Source organism: Mycobacterium sp. NGS69, assembly GCF_059812165.1.
The window spans coordinates 779,926-792,268 of the sequence record NZ_JCALCD010000002.1; the positions used below are offsets into that span (position 1 = coordinate 779,926).

The following is a 12,343-nucleotide window of genomic DNA, read 5'->3' on the forward strand; positions in this document are numbered from 1 at the left end:
CTCATCTATCAACTGGCCTGATATCCGTGGTGGCGGGTGAGTCCGGGAATGATGAAGCCGTCGACGAGGGCTTGCACGGTGCGGCGGGTGGGCGGTTTCCCAGGGATGATCGAGCGGTAAATCAGGTAGCCGGGCAACACGTCCCAGAGCTCGTCGGCGGCCGCGTCCTCGGGGATCTCGCCGCGGTCGACCGCCTGGCGCAGCACGTGCAGGAGCAGGGCCTTGCGCTGATCGAGGAACTGGTGCTGCAGCGCGTCGCTGAGGGCGGGGTCGCGCGACGCCTCCACCAACACCGCGCGGACGGTGCTGGCGAGCTGCGGGCCCTGGTGGCAGATCTTCTCCCCGACTTGCAGCAGGTCCCCGCGCAACGTGCCGGTTTCCGGCGGGACCGCGACCTGGCGGACGCCCTCGATGAAGGCGGCCAGCACCAACTCGGCCTTCGAGGGCCAGCGCCGGTACACCGTGGCCTTGCTGGCGCGGGCTTCGCTGGCCACGGCGTCGACCGTCAACCCGTCGTACCCGTGCTCCTGCAACAGGCGCAGCGTCACCGCGAGCAGCTCGGCCTCCCGCGGTGACCACGGCGGCCCCGCGAACGGGTCGGCGGCCTGGGTCATAGCGCCCACCTTAAATCCGCAGGTGCCAAACAGCGGAGTTAAGAGACACACGACGCGACACGCCGGGGAAGCGTCGGTAGTCGGTCATACACTGGCGTCCCTATGGACCAGTCGTCGTTCGTGCACCTGCACAACCACACCGAGTACTCGATGCTGGACGGTGCCGCGAAGATCGCGCCGATGCTCGCCGAGGTCGATCGGCTGCAGATGCCCGCGGTCGGGATGACTGACCACGGCAACATGTTTGGGGCCAGCGAGTTCTACAACGAGGCGACCAGGGCCGGGATCAAGCCCATCATCGGGGTGGAGGCGTACATCGCGCCGGGCTCACGCTTCGACACCCGCCGCGTCACCTGGGGAGATCCCAGCCAGAAGTCCGACGACGTCTCCGGCAGCGGCTCCTACACGCACCTGACGATGGTGGCCGAGAACGCCACCGGCCTGCGCAACCTGTTCAAGCTGTCCTCCCTCGCCTCCTTCGAGGGCCAGCTCAGCAAGTGGTCGCGGATGGACGCCGAGCTGATCGCCGAACACGCCGAGGGCATCATCATCACCACCGGCTGCCCGTCGGGCGAGGTGCAGACCCGGCTGCGGCTGGGACACGACCGCGAGGCGCTGGAGTCGGCCGCCAAGTGGCGCGAGATCGTCGGGCCGGACAACTACTTCCTCGAGCTGATGGACCACGGGCTGTCCATCGAACGCCGGGTCCGCGAGGGGCTGCTCGAGATCGGCCGGAAGCTCGGGATTCCCCCGTTGGCGACGAACGACTGCCACTACGTGACCCGCGACGCCGCCCACAACCACGAGGCGCTGTTGTGCGTGCAGACGGGCAAGACGCTGTCGGATCCCAACCGGTTCAAATTCGACGGCGACGGCTATTACCTGAAGTCGGCCGCCGAGATGCGCCAGATCTGGGACGACGAGGTGCCCGGCGCCTGCGATTCGACGCTGTTGATCGCCGAGCGCGTCCAGCCCTACGACGAGGTGTGGCAGCCGCGCGACCGGATGCCGGTCTTTCCGGTGCCCGACGGGCACGACCAGGCGTCCTGGCTGCGCCACGAGGTGGACGCCGGGCTGGCCCGGCGGTTTCCCGCGGGCCCGCCGGACGGCTACGCACAGCGGGCGGCCTACGAGATCGGGGTCATCTGCGACAAGGGCTTCCCGTCGTACTTCCTGATCGTCGCCGACCTGATCAACTACGCGCGGTCGGTGGGCATCCGGGTCGGGCCCGGCCGCGGCTCGGCCGCCGGATCCCTGGTGGCCTACGCGCTGGGCATCACCGACATCGACCCGATCCCGCACGGGCTGCTGTTCGAGCGGTTCCTCAACCCCGAGCGCACGTCGATGCCCGACATCGACATCGACTTCGACGACCGCCGCCGCGGCGAGATGGTGCGCTACGCCGCCGACAAGTGGGGCTCCGACCGGGTGGCCCAGGTGATCACGTTCGGCACCATCAAAACCAAGGCGGCGCTGAAGGATTCGGCGCGCATCCACTACGGCCAGCCGGGCTTCGCCATCGCCGACCGGATCACCAAGGCGCTGCCGCCGGCGATCATGGCCAAGGACATCCCGCTGTCCGGCATCACCGACCCGAACCACGAGCGCTACAAGGAGGCCGCCGAGGTCCGCGGCCTGATCGAAACCGACCCGGACGTGCGCACCATCTACCAGACAGCGCGCGGCCTGGAGGGCCTGATCCGTAACGCGGGCGTGCACGCCTGCGCGGTGATCATGAGCAGCGAGCCCCTGACCGAGGCGATCCCGCTGTGGAAGCGCCCGCAGGACGGGGCCATCATCACCGGCTGGGACTACCCGTCGTGCGAGGCCATCGGCCTGCTGAAGATGGACTTCCTGGGCCTGCGCAACCTGACGATCATCGGCGACGCGATCGAGAACATCAAGGCCAACAAGGGAATTGACCTCGACCTGGAGTCCGTGCCGCTGGACGACAAGGCCACCTACGAGCTGCTGGGCCGCGGCGACACGCTCGGGGTGTTCCAGCTCGACGGCGGGCCCATGCGCGACCTGCTGCGCCGCATGCAACCGACCGGGTTCGAGGACATCGTCGCGGTGCTCGCGCTGTACCGGCCCGGGCCGATGGGCATGAACGCCCACAACGACTACGCCGACCGCAAGAACGGGCGCCAGGCGATCAAACCCATCCACCCCGAGCTCGAGGAACCGCTGCGCGAGATCCTCGCCGAGACCTACGGCCTGATCGTGTATCAGGAGCAGATCATGCGCATCGCGCAGAAGGTGGCCAGCTACTCGCTGGCCCGAGCCGACATTCTGCGCAAGGCCATGGGCAAGAAGAAACGCGAGGTCCTGGAGAAGGAGTTCGAGGGCTTCTCCGACGGCATGAAGGCCAACGGGTTCTCCGCCGGCGCCATCAAGGCGTTGTGGGACACCATCCTTCCGTTCGCCGACTACGCATTCAACAAGTCGCACGCCGCGGGCTACGGCCTGGTCTCCTACTGGACCGCCTACCTCAAGGCCAACTACGCCGCCGAGTACATGGCCGGCCTGCTGACGTCGGTCGGCGACGACAAGGACAAGGCCGCCGTCTACCTCGCCGACTGCCGCAAGCTGGGCATCACGGTGCTGCCGCCGGACGTCAACGAGTCCGGCCTGAACTTCGCGTCGGTGGGCGCCGACATCCGCTACGGGTTGGGCGCGGTGCGCAACGTCGGCGCGAACGTGGTGAGCTCGCTGATCAGCACCCGCGGCGAGAAGGGCAAGTTCACCGACTTCTCGGACTACCTCAACAAGATCGACGTCTCGGCGTGCAACAAGAAGGTCACCGAGTCGCTGATCAAGGCCGGCGCGTTCGACTCGCTGGGCCACGCCCGCAAGGGCCTGTTCCTGGTCCACACCGACGCCGTCGACTCCGTGCTGGGCACCAAGAAGGCCGAGGCGATGGGGCAGTTCGACCTCTTCGGCGGCGGCGAGGCCGGCACCACCGACTCCGTGTTCACCATCAAGGTGCCCGACGACGAGTGGGAGGACAAGCACAAGCTGGCCCTCGAGCGGGAGATGCTGGGGCTGTACGTGTCCGGGCACCCCCTCAACCGGGTGGCGCACCTGCTGACCGCGCAGGTCGACACCGCGATCCCGGCGATCCTCGACGGCGACGTCCCCAACGACACCCAGGTGCGCGTTGGCGGCATCCTTGCGTCGGTGAACCGGCGGGTCAACAAGAACGGAATGCCCTGGGCCTCGGCGCAATTGGAGGACCTCACGGGTGGCATCGAGGTGATGTTCTTCCCGCACGCGTACTCCACCTTCGGCGCCGAGATCGTCGACGACGCGGTGGTGTTGATCAACGCCAAGGTCGCGATCCGCGACGACCGGATCGCGTTGATCGCCAACGAGCTTGTGGTGCCGGACTTTTCCAACGCCCAGCCGGACCGGCCGCTGGCGGTCAGCATGCCGACGCGCCAGTGCACCATCGACAAGGTGAGCGCGCTCAAGCAGGTGCTGGCGCGCCATCCCGGGACGTCGCAGGTGCACCTGCGACTGATCAGTGGGGACCGGATCACCACGCTCGAGCTGGATGCCTCGCTGCGGGTGACGCCGTCGCCGGCGCTGATGGGCGACCTCAAGGAGCTGCTGGGCCCGGGCTGCCTGGGTCTTTAGGCCGGCAGCTGCTGCGCCGCCTGATGGTCGTGGGTCGGGATGATCGTCACCGCGTGCCGCGCCAGGTGCAGGCGGTGCAGCGTCCGGAAGGTCTCGTCGCGATCGACATCTACCAAAGCCCCTGGGAAGCTTGACTTTTGGCGGACCTTCTCGATCTGCAGTTGGTGCCAGGCGGCGTCGCCGGCGATCAGGATCCACCCCCGGCGGGTGTGCGCGAGCACCCCGACGCTGCCCGGGGTGTGCCCGGCCAGGTCCACCAGCAGGACGGAGTTGTCGCCGAAGAGGTCGTGGCTTGCGGCGAAGGTCAGCACCGGCGGACCGTCCAGGTCGTATTCGGTGCGGGGCCGGTCGCGCAGGGCATCGCGGACACCGCCCACGGGCGCGACCGCGCCGGCGCCGATCCACTCGTTTTCCTTGCGGTGCAGTAAAACTGGAAGCTGGGGCAGGTCCAGCAGCCCCGACACGTGGTCCCAATGCGCGTGGGTGGGCAACGCGAAATCCAGGCGCGGTGTTTCGGGCAGCCGCGCCAGCGCGGTGACGGTGGGAATGGTGTCCGCGGGCGGGCGGACCGCGACGCGCAGCACCGCGGGCAGTTGGGCGATCGCCCGCTGCTCGACGTCGGTGCACACGGCGGGGTCGACGATGAACGTGGCTTTCGGGTGCGTGACGATGAACGACGTCAGCGAGTTCTCCACGCGCGCAGGGCGGAACGTGCCCTCGACGATCGCGGCGGTCGGCACCGAGCGGGGCACCTGTGGCAGCGCGGTCACCGCGACGGTGCCGCGGGGATCGGGCAGCCCCGCGTCGGCGATGCTGCGGACGAGCCGCCGGTCGAGGCGCCTGGGCCGCACCAGGCCGCGAACGAGTCCGGCTGCGGCGCTGCAGCATTCGAGGACGGTGGGGGAGCGGACGGGGTCGGGCAGTCCGGCCTTCGTGGCGGTCATGGCAGCTCCACCCGCACGATGGCGCTGTCGGCCCAGACGCGGCGGTCGCGGGCGCGGTGCAGCTTTTCGCGGACGCACAGGTCCTGGTGGACGTTGGTCACGCCCGGAACCTTGATCAGCGGGACGACGTTCCACTGCCAGCCGTAGCGCCGGTGCAGCACGCGGTTGGCCCGCTCGGCGTCGGCGCCCGACAGGATCGTCGCCCGCCCGGCGAGCGTCGCCGCGCCCGGGCGCACCCGGCCCCGGTAGTCGCAGGCGGCGAGTTCGACGTCGCGGCGCGCGGCCAGCCGCCGCGTCTTCGGCCCCACCTTGGTCCGGAACACCAGGCCGTCGCCGTCCAGCCCGAACCAGATCGGGGTGTCGACCGGGGTTCCGTCGCGGCGGAAGGACCGGAGCAGGGCGTAGCGGGCGTGGCTCAGTTCGTCGAGCGCTGAAGGGTGCATGATCCCAGTCAACGACTTAGAGTTAGCTCTAAGTCAAGCATCGAGTTCTCGGGAGGCGGCGATGGCCCCAAGCCTGACGATCGGGGAGGTGGCGCGCCGGGCCGGGGTCGCGGCCACGACGCTGCGCTACTACGAGCAGATCGGCCTGGTTTCGGCGCCGGCGCGGCTGGGCGGTCAGCGCCGCTACGACGATTCGGTGCTCACCCGGCTCGAGGTGATCCGCCTGTGCAAGTCCGCCGGCTTCGCCCTGGAAGAGATCCAGCTGCTGTTCGCCGACGACGCGCCCGGACGTCCCACCAGCCGGGCCCTGGCCGAGGCAAAGCTGGCGGAGATCGACGCGCAGCTGGAGTCGCTGGCCCGAGCGCGGGCCGTCATCGAGTGGGGGATGCGCTGCACGTGTCCGTCGATTAACGCCTGCACCTGCGGGATTCACACCGCGCCGTCGGTGCCGTACGCCATCTAGCAACTTAAGGAGCAGCAATGACCCACCCGATCGCCGTCCAGAACTTCTCGCACATCTGCATCGGCGTCTCCGACATCGAGGCGTCCGTGGCGTTCTACACCGCGGTCCTGGGCATGGACGTGGTGTTCGACGTCGAGCTGGCCGGGGCCGGGTTGGACTCGGTGACCGGTGGGGCGGCGCAACAGGGCCGCATGGTGGGCGGGCTGATCGGCGCCGCCATGGTCGAGCTGCTGTCGTTGGGCGCGGTCCCGGAGTCCCCGAGCGGCCCGCACCTGGGCTACACCAACATGTCGTTCCGGGTCGACGATCTCGACGCGGCCTACGACATCGTTCGGCGCCACCACCCCGACGTCCGGGCCGAGCCGCCCGTCGACATCGGCGGCGTGCGGATGTTCTTCATCCACGATCCCGACGGCACCCCCATCGAACTGCTCGAATTGCCCGGCGGCGCGTCGAGCACCGTGCAGCTCTGGCGGCCGGATGCCAGGTGATGTGTTCCGCGCCACAACCCGCCGACGTACGCTCACGGAATGACGACAACCGACGGTCCGGCCACCCTCTGTGAGGCCTTCCAGCGCACCGCGTCCATCGACCCCGATGCCGTAGCGCTCCGGACGCCCGGCGGCACCCAGACGCTGACGTGGCGCGAACTCGCGGAGCAGGTACGCAAGGTCGCCGCGGGCCTGGCGGGCCTGGGGGTGGGGCGGGGCGACACGGTGTCGCTGATGATGGCCAACCGGATCGAGTTCTACCCGTTCGAGATCGGCGCCCAACACCTTGGCGCCGTTTCGTTTTCGGTCTACAACACGCTGCCCGCCGAGCAGCTGACCTACCTGTTCGACAACGCCGGCACCAAGGTCGCGATCTGCGAGGAGCAGTACGTCGACCGCATCCGCGCCAGCGGCGCGCCCATCGAGCACATCGTCTGCATCGACGGCTCGCCGCCGGGCACCATCTCGGTCGAGGACCTCTATGCCGCCGCACGCGACGACTTCGACTTTGAATCCACCTGGCGGGCGGTGCAACCCGACGACGTCGTCACGCTCATCTACACGTCCGGGACGACCGGGAACCCCAAGGGCGTGGAGATGACGCATGCCAACCTGCTGTTCGAGATGTTCGCCCTCAACTCGGTCTTGCCGGCCCGGTTCGGCGACCGGGGCACGTCGTTCCTCCCGACGGCGCACATCGCCGACCGGGTGATGGCGCTCTACGGCCTGGAGGTGTTCGGCACCCAGGTCACGGTGGTCTCGGACGCGCGCGCCATCGCCGCCGCGCTGCCCGACGTGCGGCCCACGGTGTGGGGCGCCGTCCCGCGGGTATGGGAAAAGCTCAAGGCCGCAATCGAATTCGCCGTGACCCACGAGACTGACGAAGTCAAGCGGCAGGCCTTGCAGTGGGCGATGTCGGTGGCCGCCAAACGCGCCGAAGCCCTGGTGGCCGGCGAGGAGATGTCGGACGAGCTGGCCGATGAGTGGGCCAAGGCCGACGAACTGGTGCTGTCGAAGCTGCGGGAGCGGCTCGGCTTCGGGGAACTGCGCTGGGCGGTTTCCGGTGCGGCGCCGATTCCCATCGAGACACTGGCCTTCTTCCTCAGCATCGGCATCCCGATCGCCGAGGTCTGGGGGATGTCGGAGCTGAGTTGCGTGGCCACCGTGAGCAATCCGGGTGACGCGCGCCTGGGCACCGTCGGCAAATTGCTGCCCGGTCTGGAGGGCAAGATCGCCGACGACGGCGAGTTTCTGGTCCGCGGTCCGCTGGTGATGAGGGGCTACCGCAAGGAACCCGCCAAGACCGCCGAGGCGATCGACGAGGACGGCTGGCTGCACACCGGTGACATCTTCGAGGTCGACGCCGAGGGCTATCTGCGGGTGGTCGACCGCAAGAAGGAGTTGATCATCAACGCGGCCGGAAAGAACATGTCGCCGGCCAACATTGAGACCACCGTGCTGGCCGCCTGCCCGATGGTCGGCGTGATGATCACTATTGGGGACGGCCGACCGTACAACGCCGCCCTGATGGTCTTCGACGCCGACTCGGTCGGACCGTACGCGGCACAGTGCGGCCTCTCGGACGCCTCGCCGGCGGCGCTGGCCACCCATCCGGAGGTCATCGCGCAGATCGCCGCGGGTGTGGCCGAGGGCAACGCCAAACTGTCCCGGGTGGAACAGATCAAGCGCTTCCGGGTGCTGCCCACCGTGTGGGAGCCGGGCGGGGACGAGATCACGCTCACGATGAAGCTCAAGCGCAAGCCGATCATGGCGAAGTACGCGGGCGAGATCGAGGAACTCTATTCTCCTGATCTGCACCCCGACGTCCACGAGCCGGCCGAAGCCGCGACGGCGCAGCCGGCGTGAGCGGGGGACCGGCGGTGTCAGCGCGCGAAATCGGGCGCACGGGGGTGCGAAAGCTGCTGCAGCGAACCGGCATGGTGGACGAGTCGACGATGCCGCTGCCGACCGACCCCGACGAGGTGGTCGAGCTGTTGGCGGCGCCGTGGTACGACGAGCGGCTGGCCAAGTTGGCGGAGGAACTCGGACGCGACCGGGACGACGTGCGCGCCGAGGCCGCCGGCTACCTGCGCGAGATGGCACCCTCGCTGGACGAGCGGGCCGTCAGGGCCTGGCGCAGCTTCAGTTGCTGGCTGACGCGGGCCTACGACATCCTGGTCGACGAGGATCAGATCGCCCAACTGCGTAGGCTGGACCGCAAAGCGACTCTGGCGTTTGCCTTTTCGCATCGCTCCTACCTGGACGGCCTGCTGCTGCCCGAGTCGATCCAGGCCAACCGGCTTTCGCCCGCGCTCACCTTCGGCGGCGCGAACCTGAACTTCTTCCCGATGGGCGCCTGGGCCAAGCGCACCGGCACGATCTTCATCCGGCGTCAGACCAAGGACATTCCGGTGTACCGGTTCGTGTTGCGCGCCTACGCCGCCCAGCTGGTGCAGAACCACGCCAACCTCACGTGGTCGATCGAAGGGGGCCGCACCCGGACCGGCAAGCTGCGGCCACCGGTGTACGGCATCCTGCGCTACATCAGCGACGCGGTCGACGAAATCGACGGGCCCGAGGTCTATTTGGTGCCGACCTCCATCGTGTACGACCAGCTGCACGAGGTGGAGGCGATGACCACCGAGGCCTATGGTGCGGCCAAACGGCCGGAGGATTTCCGGTTCCTGGTCCGGCTGGCGCGCCAGCAGGGCGAGCGACTCGGGCGCGCCTACCTGGACTTCGGCGAACCGCTGCCGCTGCGCAAGCGGCTCGAGGAGTTGCGCGCCCTGGATACCTCGGCGCCCGGGACCGGCACCGAGATCGAGCGCATCGCACTGGACGTCGAGCACCGGATCAACCGCGCGACCCCCGTGACCCCCACCGCGGTGGTCAGCCTCGCGCTGCTCGGCGCGGACCGGTCGTTGTCCATCAGCGAGGTGCTGGCCACCGTGCGCCCGCTGGCGAGCTACATCGCGGCGCGGAATTGGACCGTGGCCGGCGCCGCCGACCTGACGAACCGCTCGACGATCCGCTGGACCCTGCACCAGCTCGTCGCCTCGGGCGTGGTCAGCGTCTACGACGCCGGCACGGAACCGGTCTGGGGCATCGGCGCCGACCAGCACCTGGTGGCGGCGTTTTACCGCAACACCGCCATCCACATCATGGTCGATCGCGCCATCGCCGAGACCGCGTTGCTGGCCGCCATCGAAGCCGCCGAGAACTCGGTGGACCGGCTGGTGTCACCGGCGGCCGTTCGCGACGAGGCCTTGGCCCTGCGCGAATTGCTGAAGTTCGAGTTCCTGTTCTCCGCGCGGGCGCAGTTCGAGAAGGAACTGGCCGACGAGGTGCGCCTGATCGGGCGGGTGGAGGACACCAGCAAGGCCGCCCCCGCCGCCGACGTGCGCGGGCTGCTGGAAAAGGCCGACCTGCTGCTGGCGCACCTGGTGTTGCGTCCGTTCCTGGACGCCTACCACATCGTCGCCGACCGGCTGGCCGCCTACGACGACGAATCGTTTGACGAGGACGTCTTTCTCACCGAATGCCTCGAGGTGGGCAAGCAGTGGGAGTTGCAGCGCAGGATCGCCAACGCCGAGTCGCGGTCGATGGAGCTGTTCAAGACCGCGCTGCGGCTGGCCCGGCACCGCGAGCTGGTGGACGCGTTCGAGGACCCGCAACTCGCCCAGCGACGGCGCGAGTTCGCCGACGAGATCGCCACCGCAATCAGGCGCGTCAACACCATCGCGGAGCTGGCCCGGACGGCGGCGACCTAGCCGCGGCGACCGCGGAAGATCACGCCACAGGTGCCTCAGTAGAGGCGCTGTCTCGTTTGACCGGCACCCGAGGGAGCCGATGCGTTTCGGCCGACGGTCCCGCCCACGCGATGTACCCGTCGGGGCGCACCAGCACGGCCGGACCCCGGTCGGCCCGCTCGGCCTGCAGCATCCCGGGTGCCTCGAGGAGCGCGACACCGTGTTCGCGCACCAAGACAAATCCCCCCGTGCGTTGCAACTCGGTCAACCGTCCCTCGACCAGGGGTATCTGAGTGGCGCGGGTGCCGACCAGCCCGCGGCGGCCGTAACGCAGCGTCGTGCCCGCGAAACTGCCCGCCACCCGGTCTCGCACCGCAGGGATCCGAAGCAGACTGGGAGCCAACAGGTTACGCAGCAACCGCGCCGGCCGCGGGTGCAGTGTGGCGGCGCGGGCCATCAATCCGGACTGGAACAGCACGCGTTTGCCGATCGGGTGTCGCTCGTCGTGGTAGGAGTCCAGCAATCGGTCGTCGGCGCCGCCCAGCACGGCATCCAACTTCCAGGCCAAGTTGGCGGCGTCCTGGATGCCGGTGTTCATGCCCTGGCCGCCCATCGGGGAGTGCACGTGCGCGGCATCGCCGGCCAGGAACACCCGGCCGTGCCGGTATTGGTCGACTTGTCTTTCGTCGCAATGGAATCGGGACCTCCAGCTGACATCGATCACGCCGAAATCGGTGCGCATGGCCCGGGCAAGGACGTCGACGATCTCGCTGTTGTCGACGGGCTCACTGTCGGGCACCTGGTGGTCGCGGTCCCACACCATGGCCCGATACCACGAGCCGTCCGCGTCATGGCGGTCGTAGGGCGCCAGGAACCCCAGGACGTCGCCGGTGGCTCCGACCGTCAAGCCGCCGCCGGTGGGGCCGTCGGCGAGCTTGACGTCGGCCAGCACGATCGACGTCAGCACGGTCTTGCCGGGAAAATCCGCGCCCAGCAACGCTCTAACGGTGCTGTGGGCGCCGTCGGCACCGACCACGTACCGCGACCGCCAGGTCTGCCGATGCGCCGGATCGCCGTCGTCTTTGGGCCGGGCGGTGACGGTGACGCCGTCGGCGTCCTGGCCGAGCGCGATCACCTCGATGCCGCGACGGATGTCGGCGCCCTCGCCCGCCGCGTAGCGGTGCAGCGCCGCGTCGACGTTGGTCTGCGGGGTCACCAACACGAACGGGTACGGCGAGTCGAGATGGGTCAGGTCGATGCGGGCCCCGGCGAACAGTTTCACGCCCGGGGCGCGGTGTCCGAGCGCCAACAGGTCGTCGGCGAGCCCCCGGGCGTCGAGGACCTCGAGGGTGCGGGCCATGGTGGCGAACGCGCGGCTCGATGGGTTTGCGGTGGGCCAGCGGTCCAGCACCGCCACCGATCGCCCGGCGCGGGCCAGGTCGCCGGCCGCGGTCAGGCCCGTCGGGCCCGCGCCAACCACCAGGACGTCGACGGTGTGCACGGTGGTCATCGGGCCGCTCCTTCCGGCGCGGGGAACCAGCGGCGAATGTCGCAAGGGGTGGAGACCGCCGCGCGGTTGAAGACGAAGCGGCAGCCGGGCTGCGTCGCGTGCGCGGCGTTGACGATCGACTCGAACAGCAGGGTGTTGCCGGGGACGAGGCGAATCCCGGCTCCGATCAGCACCGCGTCGTAGGGCTTGGCCTCCAGCCAATGTCGGGCCTTGTCGGCGCCCGCCGCACCGAAGTCGATCAGGCAGTTGTCCACGTCGTAGCCGGCGGCCCGCAGTCCCGCGACGTTGTCGTCGTTGGCCGCCCGCAGCGTCTCCCTGGACAGCCCCGGGAATTGGGCGAAATCCGGTGACGAGTAGTCGATCACCTCGGGATCGAGTCCGATCTGGATGACGGTCACGGTCATAGCGGGGCCTCCTCGATGACTTCAACAGTTGTTGAACTCGACGGTAGGCCTCGGTGCTGGCGGTGTCAACAGTTGTTGAATACAAT

At 69.0% G+C, this 12,343-nt stretch carries 10 protein-coding genes; 5 read left to right on the plus strand and 5 right to left on the minus strand.

The features are described 5' to 3' along the window. Nucleotides 1-8: 8 nt before the first annotated feature. Nucleotides 9-614: a TetR/AcrR family transcriptional regulator gene (locus tag AC5Y2S_RS09020; protein WP_499955564.1), complete on the minus strand. Its 606-nt coding sequence runs from the start codon at nucleotides 612-614 to the stop codon at nucleotides 9-11. 102 nt (nucleotides 615-716) lie between these two features. Between AC5Y2S_RS09020 and dnaE the strand changes: the two genes are divergently transcribed. Continuing rightward, nucleotides 717-4,253 (plus strand): DNA polymerase III subunit alpha, encoded by a 3,537-nt coding sequence (dnaE, locus tag AC5Y2S_RS09025; protein ID WP_499955566.1) that lies wholly within the window; start codon nucleotides 717-719, stop codon nucleotides 4,251-4,253. Here the strand turns inward: dnaE and AC5Y2S_RS09030 are convergent. Together AC5Y2S_RS09030 and AC5Y2S_RS09035 are read right to left on the minus strand one after the other, a co-directional pair. Continuing rightward, nucleotides 4,250-5,197 carry an MBL fold metallo-hydrolase gene (locus tag AC5Y2S_RS09030; protein WP_499955568.1) on the minus strand — a complete coding sequence of 316 codons (948 nt, stop codon included), beginning with the start codon at nucleotides 5,195-5,197 and terminating at the stop codon, nucleotides 4,250-4,252. The two genes, dnaE and AC5Y2S_RS09030, sit on opposite strands and share 4 nt — an antisense overlap. Further along, a complete protein-coding gene (locus AC5Y2S_RS09035) occupies nucleotides 5,194-5,640 on the minus strand; it encodes a PPOX class F420-dependent oxidoreductase (protein WP_499955570.1) in 447 nt (148 codons plus the stop codon). The genes AC5Y2S_RS09030 and AC5Y2S_RS09035 overlap by 4 nt, the downstream gene beginning before the upstream one ends. A 61-nt stretch (nucleotides 5,641-5,701) precedes the next feature. Here AC5Y2S_RS09035 and AC5Y2S_RS09040 point away from each other — a divergent pair, with 61 nt between their 5' ends. From AC5Y2S_RS09040 to AC5Y2S_RS09055, 4 genes are read left to right on the plus strand one after another with little or no spacing between them, the layout of a single operon-like run. Then, complete coding sequence (locus AC5Y2S_RS09040; RefSeq protein WP_499955572.1) at nucleotides 5,702-6,103, plus strand: helix-turn-helix domain-containing protein; 402 nt, start codon at nucleotides 5,702-5,704, stop codon at nucleotides 6,101-6,103. Nucleotides 6,104-6,120: 17 nt separating this feature from the next. After that, nucleotides 6,121-6,594 carry a VOC family protein gene (locus AC5Y2S_RS09045; RefSeq protein WP_499955574.1) on the plus strand — a complete coding sequence of 158 codons (474 nt, stop codon included), beginning with the start codon at nucleotides 6,121-6,123 and terminating at the stop codon, nucleotides 6,592-6,594. Between the two features lie 39 nt (nucleotides 6,595-6,633). Continuing rightward, a complete protein-coding gene (gene fadD11, locus AC5Y2S_RS09050) occupies nucleotides 6,634-8,460 on the plus strand; it encodes a fatty acid--CoA ligase FadD11 (protein WP_499955576.1) in 1,827 nt (608 codons plus the stop codon). Nucleotides 8,461-8,474: 14 nt separating this feature from the next. Next, complete coding sequence (locus tag AC5Y2S_RS09055; RefSeq protein ID WP_499955578.1) at nucleotides 8,475-10,364, plus strand: lysophospholipid acyltransferase; 1,890 nt, start codon at nucleotides 8,475-8,477, stop codon at nucleotides 10,362-10,364. A 19-nt stretch (nucleotides 10,365-10,383) separates the two neighbouring features. Here the strand turns inward: AC5Y2S_RS09055 and AC5Y2S_RS09060 are convergent, their stop codons facing one another. Both AC5Y2S_RS09060 and AC5Y2S_RS09065 read right to left on the minus strand, forming a co-directional pair. Then, complete coding sequence (locus AC5Y2S_RS09060; protein WP_499955580.1) at nucleotides 10,384-11,853, minus strand: FAD-dependent oxidoreductase; 1,470 nt, start codon at nucleotides 11,851-11,853, stop codon at nucleotides 10,384-10,386. Then, nucleotides 11,850-12,257, minus strand: a complete 408-nt coding sequence (locus tag AC5Y2S_RS09065; protein WP_499955582.1) for a hypothetical protein — start codon at nucleotides 12,255-12,257, stop codon at nucleotides 11,850-11,852. Before AC5Y2S_RS09065 ends, AC5Y2S_RS09060 begins: the two co-directional genes overlap by 4 nt. Between the last annotated feature and the right edge of the window lie 86 nt (nucleotides 12,258-12,343).

What these genes read in the sequence shown, in the direction of transcription:
- AC5Y2S_RS09020 (WP_499955564.1), bottom strand. Translation starts at nt 614, where the DNA reads ATGACCCAGGCCGCCGACCCGTTCGCGGGGCCGCCGTGGTCACCGCGG.
- dnaE (WP_499955566.1), top strand. Translation starts at nt 717, where the DNA reads ATGGACCAGTCGTCGTTCGTGCACCTGCACAACCACACCGAGTACTCG.
- AC5Y2S_RS09030 (WP_499955568.1), bottom strand. Translation starts at nt 5,197, where the DNA reads ATGACCGCCACGAAGGCCGGACTGCCCGACCCCGTCCGCTCCCCCACC.
- AC5Y2S_RS09035 (WP_499955570.1), bottom strand. Translation starts at nt 5,640, where the DNA reads ATGCACCCTTCAGCGCTCGACGAACTGAGCCACGCCCGCTACGCCCTG.
- AC5Y2S_RS09040 (WP_499955572.1), top strand. Translation starts at nt 5,702, where the DNA reads ATGGCCCCAAGCCTGACGATCGGGGAGGTGGCGCGCCGGGCCGGGGTC.
- AC5Y2S_RS09045 (WP_499955574.1), top strand. Translation starts at nt 6,121, where the DNA reads ATGACCCACCCGATCGCCGTCCAGAACTTCTCGCACATCTGCATCGGC.
- fadD11 (WP_499955576.1), top strand. Translation starts at nt 6,634, where the DNA reads ATGACGACAACCGACGGTCCGGCCACCCTCTGTGAGGCCTTCCAGCGC.
- AC5Y2S_RS09060 (WP_499955580.1), bottom strand. Translation starts at nt 11,853, where the DNA reads ATGACCACCGTGCACACCGTCGACGTCCTGGTGGTTGGCGCGGGCCCG.
- AC5Y2S_RS09065 (WP_499955582.1), bottom strand. Translation starts at nt 12,257, where the DNA reads ATGACCGTGACCGTCATCCAGATCGGACTCGATCCCGAGGTGATCGAC.